The organism is Mycobacterium sp. MMS18-G62 (assembly GCF_053877835.1).
In genome coordinates, this window is sequence record NZ_CM132662.1 from 2448166 (window position 1) to 2464540 (window position 16375).

The 16375-nt window shown below is 66.4% G+C and carries 20 protein-coding genes and 1 pseudogene; 13 read left to right on the plus strand and 8 right to left on the minus strand.

The features are described 5' to 3' along the window. Window positions 1-100: 100 nt before the first annotated feature. Window positions 101-970: a polyphosphate kinase 2 family protein gene (locus tag ACWW36_RS12210; RefSeq protein WP_456141791.1), complete on the minus strand. Its 870-nt coding sequence runs from the start codon at window positions 968-970 to the stop codon at window positions 101-103. Continuing rightward, window positions 967-1674 carry a TetR/AcrR family transcriptional regulator gene (locus ACWW36_RS12215; RefSeq protein ID WP_456141792.1) on the minus strand — a complete coding sequence of 236 codons (708 nt, stop codon included), beginning with the start codon at window positions 1672-1674 and terminating at the stop codon, window positions 967-969. Before ACWW36_RS12215 ends, ACWW36_RS12210 begins: the two co-directional genes overlap by 4 nt. Window positions 1675-1810: 136 nt before the next feature. On the opposite strand from ACWW36_RS12215, the gene ACWW36_RS12220 reads away from it, so the two are divergent. The 8 genes and pseudogenes from ACWW36_RS12220 to ACWW36_RS12255 all read left to right on the plus strand — a co-directional run bounded on the left by ACWW36_RS12220 (window position 1811) and on the right by ACWW36_RS12255 (window position 6445). Next, the gene (locus tag ACWW36_RS12220) at window positions 1811-3106 is read left to right on the plus strand and encodes a DUF445 domain-containing protein (protein WP_456142459.1); all 1296 of its coding nucleotides are present in this window, start codon (window positions 1811-1813) and stop codon (window positions 3104-3106) included. A gap of 94 nt (window positions 3107-3200) precedes the next feature. Further along, a complete protein-coding gene (locus ACWW36_RS12225; protein ID WP_456141793.1) occupies window positions 3201-3608 on the plus strand; it encodes a helix-turn-helix domain-containing protein in 408 nt (135 codons plus the stop codon). A 518-nt stretch (window positions 3609-4126) separates the two neighbouring features. Further along, window positions 4127-4258, plus strand: a pseudogene (locus ACWW36_RS12230) (hypothetical protein); the annotation flags it as partial. 75 nt (window positions 4259-4333) lie between these two features. Beyond that, entirely contained in the window at window positions 4334-4615 is a 282-nt protein-coding gene (locus ACWW36_RS12235) for a DUF2516 family protein (protein ID WP_456141794.1), read from the plus strand. A 16-nt stretch (window positions 4616-4631) separates the two neighbouring features. Continuing rightward, window positions 4632-5045: a DUF2599 domain-containing protein gene (locus tag ACWW36_RS12240; protein ID WP_456142460.1), complete on the plus strand. Its 414-nt coding sequence runs from the start codon at window positions 4632-4634 to the stop codon at window positions 5043-5045. After that, window positions 5045-5722: a deoxyribose-phosphate aldolase gene (gene deoC / locus ACWW36_RS12245; protein WP_456141795.1), complete on the plus strand. Its 678-nt coding sequence runs from the start codon at window positions 5045-5047 to the stop codon at window positions 5720-5722. The genes ACWW36_RS12240 and deoC overlap by 1 nt, the downstream gene beginning before the upstream one ends. Before the next feature lie 109 nt (window positions 5723-5831). Then, window positions 5832-6122 (plus strand): hypothetical protein, encoded by a 291-nt coding sequence (locus ACWW36_RS12250; protein ID WP_456141796.1) that lies wholly within the window; start codon window positions 5832-5834, stop codon window positions 6120-6122. Window positions 6123-6154: 32 nt separating this feature from the next. Continuing rightward, complete coding sequence (locus ACWW36_RS12255) at window positions 6155-6445, plus strand: hypothetical protein (protein ID WP_456141797.1); 291 nt, start codon at window positions 6155-6157, stop codon at window positions 6443-6445. A gap of 6 nt (window positions 6446-6451) precedes the next feature. Here ACWW36_RS12255 and ACWW36_RS12260 read toward each other — a convergent pair whose 3' ends face one another. Genes ACWW36_RS12260 through ACWW36_RS12280 form a run of 5 tightly spaced genes read right to left on the minus strand, consistent with a single transcriptional unit; the run spans window position 6452 to window position 9989 of the window. After that, window positions 6452-7336, minus strand: a complete 885-nt coding sequence (locus tag ACWW36_RS12260) for an LmeA family phospholipid-binding protein (RefSeq protein WP_456141798.1) — start codon at window positions 7334-7336, stop codon at window positions 6452-6454. Beyond that, a complete protein-coding gene (locus tag ACWW36_RS12265) occupies window positions 7333-8148 on the minus strand; it encodes a carbon-nitrogen hydrolase family protein (protein WP_456141799.1) in 816 nt (271 codons plus the stop codon). The genes ACWW36_RS12260 and ACWW36_RS12265 overlap by 4 nt, the downstream gene beginning before the upstream one ends. A gap of 9 nt (window positions 8149-8157) precedes the next feature. Further along, entirely contained in the window at window positions 8158-8958 is an 801-nt protein-coding gene (locus ACWW36_RS12270) for a class I SAM-dependent methyltransferase (protein ID WP_456142461.1), read from the minus strand. After that, window positions 8933-9454: a DUF2505 domain-containing protein gene (locus ACWW36_RS12275; RefSeq protein ID WP_456141800.1), complete on the minus strand. Its 522-nt coding sequence runs from the start codon at window positions 9452-9454 to the stop codon at window positions 8933-8935. Before ACWW36_RS12275 ends, ACWW36_RS12270 begins: the two co-directional genes overlap by 26 nt. A gap of 22 nt (window positions 9455-9476) precedes the next feature. Beyond that, window positions 9477-9989, minus strand: coding sequence for a DUF2505 domain-containing protein (locus ACWW36_RS12280; protein WP_456141801.1), 513 nt, complete (start codon window positions 9987-9989; stop codon window positions 9477-9479). Between the two features lie 26 nt (window positions 9990-10015). Between ACWW36_RS12280 and ACWW36_RS12285 the strand changes: the two genes are divergently transcribed. Both ACWW36_RS12285 and ACWW36_RS12290 read left to right on the plus strand, forming a co-directional pair. After that, window positions 10016-11062 (plus strand): UDP-N-acetylmuramate dehydrogenase, encoded by a 1047-nt coding sequence (locus ACWW36_RS12285; protein WP_456141802.1) that lies wholly within the window; start codon window positions 10016-10018, stop codon window positions 11060-11062. Window positions 11063-11077: 15 nt separating this feature from the next. Further along, window positions 11078-12364, plus strand: coding sequence for a L,D-transpeptidase (locus ACWW36_RS12290; protein WP_456141803.1), 1287 nt, complete (start codon window positions 11078-11080; stop codon window positions 12362-12364). Between the two features lie 3 nt (window positions 12365-12367). Here ACWW36_RS12290 and ACWW36_RS12295 read toward each other — a convergent pair whose 3' ends face one another. Beyond that, window positions 12368-13117 (minus strand): SDR family oxidoreductase, encoded by a 750-nt coding sequence (locus tag ACWW36_RS12295; protein WP_456141804.1) that lies wholly within the window; start codon window positions 13115-13117, stop codon window positions 12368-12370. Between the two features lie 162 nt (window positions 13118-13279). Here ACWW36_RS12295 and ACWW36_RS12300 point away from each other — a divergent pair, with 162 nt between their 5' ends. The 3 genes from ACWW36_RS12300 to ACWW36_RS12310 are packed head-to-tail and all read left to right on the plus strand — an operon-like array spanning window position 13280 to window position 16374. Next, the gene (locus ACWW36_RS12300) at window positions 13280-14548 is read left to right on the plus strand and encodes an ROK family protein (RefSeq protein ID WP_456141805.1); all 1269 of its coding nucleotides are present in this window, start codon (window positions 13280-13282) and stop codon (window positions 14546-14548) included. A gap of 21 nt (window positions 14549-14569) precedes the next feature. Then, window positions 14570-15871, plus strand: a complete 1302-nt coding sequence (gene mshA, locus ACWW36_RS12305) for a D-inositol-3-phosphate glycosyltransferase (RefSeq protein WP_456141806.1) — start codon at window positions 14570-14572, stop codon at window positions 15869-15871. After that, window positions 15868-16374, plus strand: a complete 507-nt coding sequence (locus tag ACWW36_RS12310) for a YbjN domain-containing protein (RefSeq protein ID WP_456141807.1) — start codon at window positions 15868-15870, stop codon at window positions 16372-16374. The genes mshA and ACWW36_RS12310 overlap by 4 nt, the downstream gene beginning before the upstream one ends. The last annotated feature ends 1 nt before the right edge of the window (window position 16375 follow it).

The window sequence follows — 16375 nt, forward strand, 5'->3', positions numbered from 1 at the left end:
AGGGGTCGTAGGACCCCTAACGGTTCCCGAGAGTGCGGAATATGACGGGAATCGGTCGAAAGCCGTCATATGTCGTACGCTCGGCGCGGCGGCTAGCCCCTTAGCAGTCCGCGAGCCGCTTCTTCTCCAACTTGACATCGAAATCCGGTGGCGGCCAAGACATGTTGAGGGTCTTCAAAGACTCGATCAGCAACTCGGTGATCGCTAACCGGCTGTACCACTTCTTGTCGCACGGGATGATGTACCACGGCGCGTAGTCCGTCGATGTGCGGTCCAGCATGGCTTGATAGGCCTGTTCGTACTGCGGCCACAGCTTTCGCTCGTCGATGTCGCCTGGGTTGTACTTCCAATACTTGTCCGGCCGTTCCAGGCGCTCGGCCAACCGCTTCCTCTGCTCGTTGAGCGAGACAAACATCGCCACCTTGACCAGAGTCGTTCCGCTGTCGACGAGTTCACGCTCGAATGCGTTGATCTCGTCGTAGCGAGGCTCCCACACCTCCCGTGGCACGAGGTTGTGTACTCGCACGATCAGAACGTCTTCATAGTGCGAGCGATCGAACACACCGATGTGCCCGGCCGGCGGCAGCGCATTGCGGATGCGCCAGAGGTAGTGGTGAGCCAGCTCCTCGTCGGTCGGCTTACCGAAGCTGTGGTACCGGATACCTTGCGGATTCCCAGCGCCCACAACATGTTTGACGATGCCACCCTTGCCTGCGGTGTCCATGCCCTGCAGCACGAGCAGTACCGATCGGGTGTCGCCTGCCTCTGATCTGCTGTTGGCGTACAGCATCTCCTGCAGCTCGGCGAAGCGGAGATTGCGCTCGTCCTGCAGCACCTTGGCGTCCTGTTTGGACCCGTCGAAGCCGGGCGTGCTGTTGGTCTTGATGTCGCCGACCTGGTCTCCAGCCGAGAACGACAAGTGCTCATGGGGTTCGTGCGACCACAGCGACGGGAGTTCGTCGTCGGTCATCGGTCAAGCAACCGGGGAGGCACGATCGGCGACGGATGCGGCTGATCACGGAATTTCTCCAGCGAACCGCCGACCTCGACGATGCCGCACAGCGCACTCCAGGACAGCATCGTCAAGTAGTCGATCAGCTCGTCGGCGGTCATCCGCGGATTCGACATCCATGAGTGCGTGGCCAACTGGACCCCCCCGACGGTGTGATAGGCCCAGGGTTCGACGCCGCGGGTATCCATCCCGGCTTCTGCCATGCGGCGGCGCAGCATGACGGCGAGCATCCTCGCGATGATCTGCTCGGAATCCGCGACCGCCTTGCTCTTGCTGGCCGAGTTGTTCGCCATGACGAACCGGTACGGCTCCGGTTCGTTGGCCACGGTGTCGACGTAGACGCGGATGATCTCGCGGGTCAGATCGAAGCCATCCAGGTTCGACGACAGCGCGGCGGTCATGTTCGGAATCAGCGTGGTCTGCGCGAACCGCATCATCACGGCGGTCGTGAGGTCGTTCTTGTCGACGAAGTAGCGGTACAGAACCGTCTTGGACACGCCGATTTCCGCCGCGATCTCGTCCATGCTGACGTTGCTGCCGCGACGCCGGATGGCCTCGAGCGTGCCGTCGACAAGTTCGTTGCGGCGCTCCACCTTGTGTTGGTGCCAGCGCCGTTTTCGGCCATCGGTCTTGACCGCCACCGCCGAGGTCTGCTGTGCCACTGTCCTCGTGATCCGTTCCCTAGTTCCCCTTGATACTACGGGCGATCTTGGTTCGGGGGCTTGCGGGACGGGTGCCCACCCCGTCGTAGCGGATGATGGAGGAGTGGCACACAGACCGGACGTCGGCAGGCGCGCGATGACGGCTGCGCGGCCGAGTTTCGCCGAGTCGCTGGCGGGGGCCGACTCCGCCGCAGATGCGCAGCGCCTGCGCGCCCTGCGGCGGATGAAAGTCGTCGCGCTGAGCTTCCTGGTCGGCGCCACCGTCATCTTCCTCGTCTGTACGTGGGCGCAGTCCAACGGGGCCGCGGCGTGGGTCGGCTATGTCCGCGCTGCCGCCGAGGCCGGCATGGTCGGCGCGCTGGCCGACTGGTTCGCTGTCACCGCGCTGTTCAAGCACCCGCTGGGCATCCCGATCCCGCACACCGCGATCATCAAGCGCAAAAAGGACCAGCTCGGCGAGGGCCTCGGCGCCTTTGTGCGGGAGAACTTCATGTCACCGCAGGTCGTGGAGACCAAACTGCGCGACGCTCAAGTTGCGGGTCGGCTCGGCAAGTGGCTGTCGGAGCCGGCGCACGCCGAGCGGGTCGCGGCCGAAACCTCTACCGTCCTGCGCGTGCTCGTGGAGATGTTGCGCGACGAGGACGTGCAACACGTGCTCGACCGCATGATCGTCAAGCGGATCGCGGAGCCGCAGTGGGGTCCGCCGATCGGGCGAGTGCTGGCCTCGTTGCTGGCAGAAGGGCGACAGGAAGCGCTGATCCAGCTGCTCGCCGACAGGGCCTTCCAATGGTCGTTGAACGCTGGCGACATCATCGAGCGCGTGGTCGAGCGCGATTCGCCCACCTGGTCGCCCCGCTGGGTCGACCACCTCGTCGGCGACCGCATCCATCGCGAGCTGATGGACTTCACCGACAAGGTGCGCCGCAATCCCGATCACGAACTGCGCCGCTCGGCAACGAGATTCCTCTTCGAATTCGCCGATGACCTGCAATACGACGATGCGACGATCCAGCGGGCCGAGAACGTCAAAGACCAGATCATGGCCCGCGACGAAGTCACCCGCGCGGCCGAGACGGCCTGGGCCGCCGCGAAACGAATTCTCTTCGAATCGGTCGACGATCCGTCGTCGGCGTTGCGGACCAGGATCGCCGACTCGGTCGTCGTCATCGGGGAGTCGCTGCGCGACGACGCCGAACTGCGCGACAAGGTCGACAGCTGGATCGTGCGCGCGGCCCAACACCTCGTTTCCGAATATGGGGTGGAGATCACAGCGATCATCACCGAAACAATCGAGCGGTGGGACGCCGACGAGGCCAGCCGCCGCATCGAGCTGCATGTGGGCCGCGACCTGCAATTCATCCGGATCAACGGCACGGTGGTGGGCTCGCTGGCGGGTCTGATCATCTATTCGATAGCTCAGCTACTCTTCTGACCTGCGCTAGCTAGTGCTTGCAAAAGTTAGCACCCCGTCGTACGGTTAATGGCGTCGCACATCGGATACCCGACGCAATCGAGGGGGCCACGCAATGCCGCAGGATGAAAATCTTGCCGCCGTCGTGTCCACCGCTGCGCAGAACGCAAAGCAGGACATCGGCACCTTCATCAGGACGCAACGTGAGGCAGCGCAGGTATCCGTGCGGCAGTTGGCCGAAAAGGCCGGCGTCAGTAATCCCTACCTCAGCCAGATCGAGCGGGGATTGCGGAAACCCTCCGCCGACGTGCTGCAACAGATTGCCAAGGCGCTGCGGGTGTCCGCGGAAGTGCTCTACGTGCGGGCCGGGATCTTGGAGCCCAGCGAGAAGAGCGAAGTCCGCGACGCCATCGTCACCGACACGGCGATCACCGAGCGGCAAAAGCAGGTGCTGCTCGAGATCTACACGTCGTTTTGCCAACAGAACGAAGCCGCGGTAGATGAGGAGCTGACGACTGACTGAGACCAGAACATCCGCTCACTAGAAGTCCAACGAAACCATCAGAAGGGAATGCAGACATGGCACAACAGAAGAACCAACCGAACCTTGATGTCGACGACTTGAAGGCTCCGCTGCTCGCCGCGGTAGGCGCCGCAGATCTGGCCCTCGAGCGGGTCAACGAGATCGTCGCGACCCTGCGTGAGCGCGCCGGCGAGGCCCGCACCGACACCCAGGCGCGCGTCGAGGAGAGCCGCGCCCGCCTGAACAGGCTGCAGGAAGATCTGCCGAGCCAGTTCGGTGAGCTTCGCGACCGGCTGTCCTCGGACGAGCTGCGCAAGTTCGCCGAGACCTATGCCGAGGCCGCGCAGAGCACGTACAACAAGCTCGTCGAGCGTGGCGAGGTCGCCCTGGAGCGCCTGCGCAACGCGCCCGCGCTCGAAGAGGGCCGCGGTCGCGTCGAAAGCTACCGCGAGCTGACCGAGGAGGCGCTGGGCAACGTCGCACAGCAGACCCGCGCTGTCGGCGAGCGCGCCGCCAAGCTGGTTGGCGTCGAGCTGCCGAAGAAGGCTGCTCCCGCCAAGAAGGCCCCGGCCAAGAAGGCTCCCGCCAAGAAGGCTGCGGCCAAGAAGGCTCCGGCCAAGAAGGCGCCGGCCAAGAAGGTCACCCAGAAGTAACTATTCGGCTCCGGTCGTCCGTCAGGGCGACTCAATGTCGACCGGGGGACGTAACCCGCTTAGGCTAGCTATGTGGAACTACAAGGCCTTGTGGGTTACGTCCTCTTTGCTTTGCAGATCGCGGTAGTGGCGACGGCCGTTTATGCCTTCGTGCACGCCGCGCTGCAGCGGCCCGACGCCTACACCGCCGCCGACAAACTGACCAAGCCTGTATGGCTGATCATCCTCGGAGTCGGTGTGCTGTTGGCCTTGGTGCTCGGCATCACCGGCGTGGCGATCGCGGCGGTCGCCGCCGGCGTCTATCTCGTCGACGTGCGGCCGAGGATCCTGGAAATCCAGGGCAAGTCCCGATAGCCGCGAGATGACAAAGCTGCGTCTTGTCGTCGCCGCCGCGATGGCACTCATCGCCGTGCCGCTTGGGATGGCTCCCGCTGCAACCGCTGCCCCCGCCGTACCAGGGCCGCCGTATGTCGACCACGTCCAGTGGGCGAAATGGGGCGACATGTCGAGCCTGCGCGTGTATCCGACGGAGGCCGCGCGGGTGGCGTCCGTCCAACCGGGCACTGATGCGCAAGCCGATGAAGCCTGGGCCGAAGTGCTGACGCTCTCGCCCGACGCCGACATCCCCGGCATGAAGGCTCAGTTCGTATGCCATTGGCATTTCGCCGAATTCGCCGAGCCCGGCAAGGTCAGCTGGAACCTCGAACCATGGCGCAACGAGGTCTCCGACGACCAAATGATCGCGGCGGGCTGTAACCCCGGCGGCACCGTAGAACCGTTCTAGTGCGCAACTACAGGCGCGACGAGGTGGCCGGCCTCGTCGACCACACGCTGCTCAAACCGGAAGCCACCGAAGTCGACGTGGCCGTTCTGGCGTCCGAAGCCGCCGAACTCGACGTGTTCGCGATCTGCGTATCGCCGTCGATGGTTCCCGCGGCCAAACGGTTCCGCTCAGTGGGGCAGGCGATCTGCTCGGTGGTGGGATTCCCTTCAGGCAAACATCTTTCGGCTATCAAGGCCGAAGAAGCCAGGCATGCGGTAGCGGCAGGGGCCGACGAGATAGACATGGTCATCGACGTCGGCGCCGCGCTCCACGGTGACTTCGACGCGATCCGCGCTGACGTCGCGGCCGTGCGGGCCGCCATCGATGAGCGAGTGATTCTCAAGGTCATCGTCGAGTCTGCTGCCCTACTCGACTTCGGTGACGAGCAGACACTGATGAACGCCTGCCGCGCCGCGGCCGACGCCGACGCTGATTTCGTGAAGACCTCCACGGGATTTCACCAAAGCGGGGGCGCATCAGTACAAGCCGTTGAGATCATGGTCGCGACGGTCGGACCCAGGGTGGAGGTGAAAGCGAGCGGCGGAATTCGTACCGCTGAAGATGCCGTCGCGATGCTCAACGCCGGTGCGACGCGGCTCGGGCTTTCAGGAACCCGTGCCGTACTCGACGGGCTGTGATCATTATTTGACGCCAGCTACAGAATTTGCTGGCTTTGTTCGCTAACTCTGCGTATGATCGGCGGATCGCCGCCTTCTGTAGGTGGTGAGACACAGATAGGACTGCACAATGACGTCACATAGCCATTTGCCGCGGCGGCTCTCAGCTGTTGCCGGCATCGGGGCCATCATCGCAATGGGCACGATCGCCGCTTGCGCCAAAGAAGAGAAAGCGCCTCCGACTACAACGACGACCACCACCACGACGACGACCACGACGTCCCCGTCAGCGCCTCCGGTGGCGCCGACCGAAAAGAGCATCAACCCCACCGGTGGCAACCTGTTCACCCCGACGGTCTATGCACCCCCGGCACCGACGGCACCTCCTGGCGTCCACCGCAACGGCGGCGGCGGCGAGTAGTAAAACCAGTCGTATACAGATAGGACTGCAGAATGGATTCACGACGAATGAGTCGTCTCGGGGCGGTCTGTGGCGTCGCCGCGGTCATCGCCATGGGTGGTCTGACCGCGGCTTGCGGCGGTTCTGAGAAGAAAGCGCCTGAAACCACGCCGACGACGACCGCGACGACGACGCCGTCGACGTCAGCGGCCGGCGCACCGCCGGCGCCGACCGAAAAGAGCATCAACCCGACCGGTGGCAATCTGTTCACGCCGCCGGTTCAGGCGACGCCGGCGCCGAATGTGCCACCGGGACAACACCCCGGTATCAACGGCGTTCCCTAGGCTCGATCAGATCCCGCTGAAGCAGGGATCCTGCTGTCCCTTCGGGATCGACGCGTTCTGGGTCGAAAATTGGCTCACCACACCGGAATCGGTGACCTGCACGCTGTCGGCGTGGATGCCCATCGGGTAGTTCTTCGTCAGCTGTGCGGTGAACGCGTCCAGCGCAGGCTGCACGGTTTCGCGTGGCAACGTGAAGCCGAGTCCCGTCAATTCGGTTATCTGTAGCGAGATTCCGTTGTCGGCGACGGCGGGCTTTGCGGTGATGCTGCCAAGCGCGCCCTGCAGCTCGATCGTGCCTGCAGACGGATTGGTGGAGACGCCCGTCAGGAACGAACCGACAAGCGGAATGGCGTTCTGGATGGTCTGCTTGATGCCCTCGGAACTCCACGTGATGTTGGCGCGCAACGATCCGACCGAGCCGCTGGTCGTGGCGGTGTCTTCCAAGCGGACATCTTTGATGTCCATGTCGACCTTCATGCCATTGGCCTGACGGATCTGGTTGCCCGCGGTCTGGACCGTGATGTTGGTGTAGTGGCCGGTCATGTGCTGCCACAAGAACGGCGGGACAGCGCCGAAGGACACCTTGGCCTCGTCCTGGACCACGCACGAGACGACCCTGCTCACCACCGCGTCGGCGCGGCTGCGGGCATACAGTTCGCCGCCGAGCACGCCCGCCAGCACCAGGGCGAGGACGATGACCGCGACCAGAACGATGGACAGCGGGTCGCGGAAGAAACTCTTGACCTTGTCAAGCGGCGAATCGTTCTGCTCCGGCGGCGCGGATGGCGGAAGTGGTGCGCCCTGGCCGCCCGGCGGCTGGCTATGCGGAAACTGTGGCTGCGGTGGGACGGGCGGGGCCTGATCGGCCGGACGAGCCCAGGGATCGGTCACCCCAGCGATTGTGCCTTACCGACGTGAGCGAACTCTGAGCGGTTGCGCAACACCGCGATCGTTTCTCGGGTCTTGGCGGCTGCGTCAAGGTCGAGATCGGCGACGAGCAGCTGCGGGTCCGGACCCGCCGACGTCAGCACCTCACCGACGGCCGTCGCGACCAGGCTGCCGCCCACCCCGGTCGGGCCGGAGGCCGCGATTTCGTCGCCTGGATAGGCCTGGCCGACTGCCGCGATAATGCCGGTCGTATCGATCGCGCGGGCGCGGGCCAGCAGCGTCCACTGCTCGAGCTTGCCCGGTCCGGCGCCCCACGACGCGTGCACCGTGATCAGCTGCGCGCCGCGCTGGGCCAGCTCGATGTAGAGCTCGGGGAAGCGGATGTCGTAGCACAGGGTCAGGCCGACGTTAACTCCGTCGACGGTGATCATCACCGGTTCGCGGCCCGGTGCGACCGTTTTCGACTCTTCGAATCCGAACGCGTCGTAGAGATAGATCTTGTCGTAGTGCGCGTCGACGCCGGGCCCGGTCGCGATCAGCGTGTTGGTCACCCTGCCGTCGTCGGCCGGACGGAACATGCCCGCGACGACGACGATGCCTGCCTGCTCGGCGATCGCCCGGACACCGGAGGCCCAGGAGCCGTCGAGCGGTTCGGCGATCGGCGCGAGCGGCACCCCGAACCGGCACATCGTCGACTCGGGGAACAGCACCAGTTTCGCGCCTGCCTCGGCGGCGCGCCGCGTGTAATCCTCGACCAGCCCGAGGTTGGCCGAAGGTTCTGTGCCGCTTTGGATCTGCGCGAGGGCAATCCGCATGCCGTCAGCCTAGACCGGCGCGACGTCGGACCAGGGCACGGTCAGCACCCCGTCACGCATCCGTCGTCGCGGCGGATCGACAGGGAAACCCTCGGTGCGCAGCAGGTCGAGCATCGCCCGCCAGCGCACCCGCGGGCCGAAGACGCCATGAGCGGCGGCTCTGGCCCACGCCCGGTCAGCGGCGGTCAGCAGCGCGTGGATCGGCTGGCCTTCGGCGTTGTGGTGGATCAGCACCTTCGGCAGCCGCTCGGCGAGATCCGACGGTCGCTCGATGGCGAACGGGTCGCACGCCAGCGTGAGGCTGACTGGGCCTGCGGCGTCCAACAGGACCCAGCAACAGCGGCGGCCCAGCTCGTCACAGGTGCCGTCGACGATCAAACCACCGGGCGCGAGTCGCCCCTGCATCACCGACCATGCCTCGGACACCGCCTCCACCGGATACTGCCGCAGTACGTTGAAGGCTCGCACCAAAACCGGTGTGTGCCCGGCCAATTCGAAACCGCCGTGACCGAACTCGACTGAGCTGTTTCGGGCGGCGTGAGCCGCGCGCACGCGCTCGGGGTCGATCTCCAGCCCGACCACCCGAACGTCGGCGCGAACCACCCGCAGCCGCGCCGCCAGCTCCAGCGTGGTCACCGGGAGCGCTCCGTAACCCAGGTCGATGACCAGTGGATCGGCGGCGGCCTGCAGCGCGGTGCGTACCCGCCGCGAGTGCACCAGCCACCGATCGCTGCGGCGCAGGCGGTTGTAGCCGGTCGTGCCGCGGGTGATCGCGCCGACCGGCTTAGTGATGCTTCGCGATCCAGTCAGCGGTGAACGCCTCCTCGGCGTGGAACAGGTGCTTGATGTTGTTCAGGATCAGGTCTTCCAGCGCCCCGCCGACCAACGGGATGTAGACCTTGCAGACGCTGGCCAACCGCAATCGGCTTCCCGTCTCGGTCTCGCTGAGGAAGTACTGGCCGCCGAATCGGCCCGGGCCACGGGGGACGGACGCGGAGTAGGTGCCCTTGGCCCTGTTCCTCGCATGGTCGTAGGGATCGAAGTGCTGGGTTCGGGTGATGACCATGTCGACCGGCATCACGGTGCGGGCGATCGGCGGCAGCTCCGAGCGCGGCATGACCTGGACGAAGACGATGTCGGTGCCGCGCTCATCTGACGTAAAGGACGTGATCTCCGACCCCGATTCCGGGCTCAGCCGACGGTACGTCTCCATCAGGGTTTGCCAGTAGTCGCGGCTGGTGAAGTCGGCATAGATCTTCTCCGCCGGTGTGTCGAAGGCGATCGTGTGCTCCATGCGCCGCGCCATGGCACATAATTTTACTTACGGATTAGGCGTTTTCGGTGATCCACACCGTTGTAAAGCGCTGCTCGGCGATCAACAACTCGACGAGCTGGTTGCCGATGAAGTTCTCGATCTTGCCCCCGACGAGCGGGATGTTGACCTCGACGGTGACCGTGAACTCCAGCCGTGAGCCGGCGCCGGAGTTTGCCGAGACGAGCACGGCGGTGCCGGAGAGTGTGGCGGGCGCACCGCGAATCGCGCCCTGCACCGTCGCGCCGGCCTGACCGTCGCGTATCGGCGTCCACGCTTCTTCGCGAACGAAACTCAGATCGCCGCGATGAAACTGCGTCACTATGCCGGGTAGCCGGTCGGCGCGCAGCGTCTGCGTGGTGACCACGTCGATTCCGCCCTGCGCGTCGACGTCCATCGAGTCGAGCGTGTAGTCGTCGGCGCCGGAATCGGCCAGGCGCGCAAGCCAATACTGTTCATCGCGCAATGCCCGGTGGACCTGTTCGACACTGCCCTCGTATTCGGCGGCCATGTCGAATGAACGCGGCATAGCTGGCCACGCTACCGTTACGGCCCGTGACCGGTCTGGAGCTGGGGGGTGCGGCCGTCGCGGAGGACGTGCCGCTCGCGCCGCTGACCACGCTGCGCATCGGACCCGTTGCGCGCCGGTTGATCACCTGTTCGAGCACCGAGCAGGTCGTCGAGGTGTTGCGCTCCGTCGGCGACGTGTTGGTGCTCGCGGGCGGGTCCAATGTCGTGCTGGCCGACGATCTGACCAACCTGACCGTGGTGCTGCTCGCCAACACGGAGATCACTGTCGAGGGCAACCTCGTGCGTGCCGAGGCCGGCGCGGCGTGGGACGACGTGGTCGTGACCTCACTGGCGTATGGGCTGGGCGGGCTGGAATGCCTGTCGGGAATTCCCGGCTCGGCGGGTGCGACGCCGGTGCAGAATGTCGGCGCGTACGGCGCCGAGGTCGCCGACACGATCCGTCGGGTGCGGCTGCTGGACCGCCGTACCGGCGAGGACCGATGGGTCGCGCCTGAAGAGCTTCAATTCGGTTATCGCACAAGCATTCTCAGGCACTCGCAGGCCGCGACCGTGCTTGAAGTGGAGTTTGCTCTCGACGCCGAAGGACGCAGTGCACCGCTGCGGTACGGCGAGCTGGCCACGGCGCTGGGCGCCGAGCCCGGGTCGCGCGCCGCCCCGACGCGTGTGCGGGAGGCGGTGCTGTCGCTGCGTGCGCGTAAGGGCATGGTGCTCGACGACGCCGACCACGACACCTGGAGCGTCGGCTCGTTCTTCACCAATCCCGTCGTCGCGCCCGCAGAGTTCGATCGGTTACAGCAGAGGATCGACGGCCCCGTCCCTAACTACCCCGCACCCAACGGGGTGAAGCTGGCGGCGGGCTGGCTCGTGGAGCACGCCGGTTTCGGCAAGGGCTATCCCGGCGACGGCGCACCGGCGCGGCTGTCGACCAAGCACGCGTTGGCTGTGACCAACCGGGGCCATGCCACCACTTCGGACGTGATTGCCCTGGCCAGGGCGGTGCGCGACGGGGTTAGATCGACATTCGGGATAGAACTCACACCTGAGCCGATTCTGGTTGGGTGCGAAGTCTAGGTACCCTGGGTCCACGTGACCCCAGCCAACCCCAAGCCGTCGTTCAGCCGACGGCAGGCACTGACCGCGCTTGCGGTCGGAGTCGTCGTGCCGGGCGCACTGGCGGCCTGCGGTAGCAAGGTCAGCAAACCAAGTGAGCAATCCGCGGCGCCCGCGGCAGCGTCGGTCAGCTACAAGCCGACGAACGCCGCCACGGATGTGTCCCCCGTCGACAAGATCAGCGTCGAGGTCAAGGACGGCTGGTTCCAGCGGGTCACCCTGACAAATCCCGAGGGCAAGGCCGTCGCGGGTGCGCTCAACCGCGACCGCACCGAATTCACGGTCACCGAACCCCTTGGCTATGGCCTCGAGTACACCTGGGGCGGCTCGGCCGTGGGCCGTGACGGCAAGGCCATCCAGCTGTCCGGCGGCTTCGCCACGATCAAGCCGGACACCCGGGTCAACGGCCAGTTCCAGCTGGCCGACGGCCAGGTCGTGGGTGTCGCGGCGCCGGTCATCATTCAGTTCGACGCCTCCATCACCGACAAGGCGTCGGTCGAGAAGGCGTTGAAGGTGACGACGACCCCGCCGGTCGAGGGCGGTTGGGCCTGGCTGCCCGACGAGGTCGGCGGTTCGCGGGTGCACTACCGCACGAAGGAGTACTACCCGGCGGGCACGAAGGTGAATGTCGAGGCCAAGCTCTACGGTGTCGACTTCGGTGACGGCGCCTACGGCGCGCAGGACATCACGCTGAACTTCGAGATCGGCCGCCGCCAGGTGGTCAAGGCCGAGGCGTCGTCGCACCGCATTCAGGTGCTCGACGCCGGGGGCGCGGTGATCATGGACTTCCCGTGCAGCTACGGCGAGGGCGACCTGCCGCGCAACATCACCCGCAGCGGCGTGCATGTCGTCACCGAGAAGTACGAAGACTTCTACATGACCAACCCCGCCGCCGGATACAGCAACGCGCACGAGCGGTACGCCGTGCGGATCTCCAACAACGGCGAGTTCATCCACGCCAACCCGGCCAGTTCCGGAGCGCAGGGCAACACCAACGTCACCAACGGCTGCATCAACCTGTCGACAAGCGACGCGCAGCAGTACTTCGGCAGCGCCATCTACGGCGACCCCGTCGAGGTCACCGGCACGTCGATCGAGCTGTCCTACGCCGACGGCGACATCTGGGACTGGGCCGTGTCGTGGGATGAATGGGTATCGATGTCGGCGTTGTCGTCACAACCGTCACCGAGCCAGATCCCGAGCACCGCGCCGGCCACACCGTCGGACGCCCCTCAACCGGTCAACGGACGGCCCGGCGGTTAAGTCCTAGGTTTTGCGGTTGAAGCGCGACGCGGTGGCCTGATCCCGCGGCCGGATCACGATCGTGTCGAGGTTGACGTGCGATGGCCGCGACGCGACGAACCCGATCACCTCGGCCACGTCCTCGGCGACCAGCGGGGTGACGCCTTCGTACACCTTGGCCGCGCGTTCGGTGTCTCCTTCGAATCTGCGCAGTGAGAAGTCGGTCTTCACCATCCCGGGTGCAATTTCGGTGAGCCGCACCGGTTTTCCGAGTAGCTCTCCGCGCAGCGTGCGATGCAACGCACCCTGTGCGTGCTTGGCGGACGTGTAGCCGGCGCCGTTGTCGTAGGTCTCGATCGCAGCGATCGACGTGACCGTGACGATCAGACCGTCACCCGAGTCGATCAGCTTGGGCAGCAGCGCGCGGGTGACGCGCAGCGTGCCGAGCACGTTGGCCTCCCACATCCAGCGCCAGTGGTCGATGTCGGCTTCCATCACCGGTTCGAGGCCCCGGGCTCCGCCGGCATTGTTCACCAGCACGTCCACCCGGTCCAGGGCGTCGGCGAGGGCGGTCACCTGCTCGTCGGACGTGACGTCCGCCACAATCGCGGTACCGCCGATCTCGTCGGCAAGTGCCTTGATCGGGTCTGCCCGACGGGCCACGCAGACTACGTGAAAGCCTTGCGCTGCAAGGGTTCTCGCCGTTGCTTCGCCGATCCCGGCGCTGGCGCCGGTGACTACCGCGACTCGATCGACCGCTGTCGGTGTCGTCATCTGCCCAACTTTAGTTGGCGTGCTAAGTTCATCGTGTGTTCCGGAGCTGTTGTTGTCGCCGCGCGATCTGCCGCGCCTGACCGACCCCGGATAATCTCACTGTCCCGTTGAGTCGCCAGGTGTGGCCAAGACCCACCCGCCGACTTCAACCAAGGACATCCGATGCGCACCACCGCCACCCTTCGTCAGACCCCCACCGCCCACACCAAGCGGGCCCTGCTCGCGCGGCCCTCGATCGTCGCGCCGTCGCTGAAGGTGGCCGATGCTGCGGCCGCATCGGTGTTCGGCGCTGCGCGGCTGCGCGGACCGATCGCCCGTGACGTCATCGCCCAAGTCACCCAGCTCAGCATCGCGACGGTGAACCGTCAGGTCACCGCGCTGCTGGACGCCGGCATCCTTCGTGAACGCGCCGACCTCGCGGTCTCAGGTGCGATCGGCCGCCCACGCGTGCCCGTCGAGGTCAACCACGAGCCGTTCCTCACGCTGGGCATCCACATCGGCGCCCGCACAACGAGCATCGTCGCCACCGACTTGTTCGGTCGCACGCTCGACGCGGTCGAGACGCCGACGCCGCGCGGAGCGCAGGGCGCCGCCTTGGCGTCGCTCGCCGGCAGCGCCCGCCGCTATCTGAGCCGTTGGCACCGCCGACGCCCGCTGTGGGTGGGCGTGGCAGCCGGCGGTGTGGTCGACGGAGCGACCGGTTACCTCGACCACCCGCGGCTGGGCTGGTCGGAGGCGCCGGTTGGCCCGGTGCTCGCCGAGACGCTCGGCCTGCCGGTATCGGTCGCTTCCCACGTCGACGCGATGGCAGGAGCCGAGCTGCTTCTCGGCGTGCGCCGCCTGCCGACCCCAACGACGACGAGCCTCTACGTCTACGCCCGCGAGACCGTCGGCTATGCACTGTCGATCGGCGGCCGGGTGCACTCACCTGCCAGCGGGCCCGGCACCATCGCGGCGCTGCCTGCGCAGTCGGAACTGCTCGGCGGCACCGGCCAGCTCGAGTCCACCGTCAGCGACGAGGCGGTGCTGATCGCGGCGCGCAAGGCCCGCGTCATCCCTGCCGAGGGCCCGGCGTCGACGATGACATCGGTGCTGCGGGCCGCCCGGCAGGGCAACCAGCAGGCCAGCGCGCTGCTGGCCGAGCGGGCGCGGGTGCTCGGCGAGGCGGTCGCCCTGCTTCGCGACATGCTCAACCCCGACGACTTGGTGGTCGGCGGGCAGGCGTTCACCGAGTATCCGGAGGGCATGAGCCTCGTCGAGGCCGCGTATGCCGAGCGTTCGGTGTTGCCTGCCCGCGACATCCGAGTGACCGCGTTCGGCAACCGGGTCCAGGAAGCCGGAGCGGGCGTGGTGTCGCTCGGCGGGCTCTACGCAGATCCGATCGGCGCGATGCGACGCGCACAGAGCCGCCGACCCGAAGTGTCCGCATGACCGCGGTGTAGACATGAGTGTGTGCGCCTAGCAACAGACCTGCCGCATCGCGTCGCTGTGCTTTCGGTGCACACCTCGCCGCTCGCGCAGCCCGGGACCGGCGACGCCGGAGGCATGAACGTCTACGTCCTGCAGAGCGCATTGCAGATGGCCCGTCGCGGCGTCGAGGTGGAGATCTTCACGCGCGCCACGTCGTCGGCCGACCCGCCCGTCGTGAAGGTGGCGCCTGGCGTGCTGGTGCGCAATGTCGTGGCCGGGCCGTTCGAGGGACTCGACAAGTACGACCTGCCCACTCAGCTGTGCGCGTTCACCGCAAGCGTGCTGCGCGCGGAAGCCACCCACGAGCCCGGCTACTACGACATCGTGCATTCGCACTACTGGCTGTCCGGGCAGGTGGGCTGGCTGGCCCGCGACCGCTGGGCGGTGCCGCTGGTGCACACCGCGCACACCCTCGCGGCAGTCAAGAACGCCGCGCTGGCCGACGGCGACTCACCCGAGCCGCCGCTGCGCGCCGTGGGGGAGCAGCAGGTGGTCGACGAGGCAGACCGGTTGATCGTCAACACCGAACATGAAGCGCAGCAACTGATTTCGCTGCATCACGCCGACCCGGCGCGCATCGACGTCGTGCATCCCGGCGTCGACCTGGAGATGTTCACCCCCGGTGACCGGGCCGCAGCCCGCGCCACACTGGGGCTTGACGCCGACGAGCAGGTGGTGGCGTTCGTCGGTCGTATCCAGCCGCTCAAGGCACCCGACGTGCTGCTGCAGGCGGCCGCCAAGCTGCCCGGCGTGCGGGTCCTGGTGGCAGGTGGGCCATCGGGCAGCGGGCTGGCGGCACCGGACGGTTTGGTCCGTCTGGCCGACGAACTGGGCATCACCGAACGCGTGACGTTTCTGCCGCCGCAGTCACGCGACCAACTCGTCGAGGTGTACCGGGCCGCCGACCTTGTCGCCGTCCCGAGCTATTCGGAGTCGTTCGGGTTGGTCGCCATCGAGGCGCAGGCGTGCGGTACCCCGGTGGTGGCCGCCGCGGTCGGCGGGCTGCCGGTAGCCGTACGCGACGGCGTGAGCGGGACGCTCGTCAACGGCCACGACGTCGGCGACTGGGCCTCGGCGATCGACGCACTGCTACAGCAAGGGCCGCAGACGATGAGCCGGGCCGCCGTCGAGCACGCCGCCACGTTCTCCTGGGCGCACACCGTCGACGCGCTGCTGGCCAGCTACGGGCATGCGATCGGCGACTACCGCGCCCGCCATCAACGCCGTGATACGGCGCGGCGCACCGGCCGTCGCTTCTCGATGCGGCGGGGTGTCCGGGCGTGAGTGACGTCACGAAGCTCATCGAGGACACCTGCAAGGAACACGGCCTCGTCTGCACCCGTCACGACGGCGCGCACGGAGGGCTGCCGGGCATCATCGTCGAACTGCCCGGCGAGCGGCGGCTGAAGACCAACACGATCCTGTCGATCGGCGAGCATTCCGTGCGCATAGAGGCATTCGTCTGCCGCAAGCCCGACGAGAACCACGAGGGCGTGTACCGCTTCATGCTCAAGCGCAACCGCCGCCTATACGGCGTCGCCTACACGCTCGACAACGTCGGCGACATCTACCTCGTCGGCCGGATGTCGCTGGCTTCCGTGACTCCCGACGAGATCGATCGCATCCTCGGGCAGGTGCTCGAGGCCGTCGACTCGGACTTCAACACCTTGCTGGAGTTGGGTTTTCGCTCGTCGATCCAGAAGGAATGGGAGTGGCGGGTGTCGCGCGGTGAATCGCTGAAGAACCTGGAGGCGTTCGCGCACCTTATCGACGAAGACGACTCCTAGC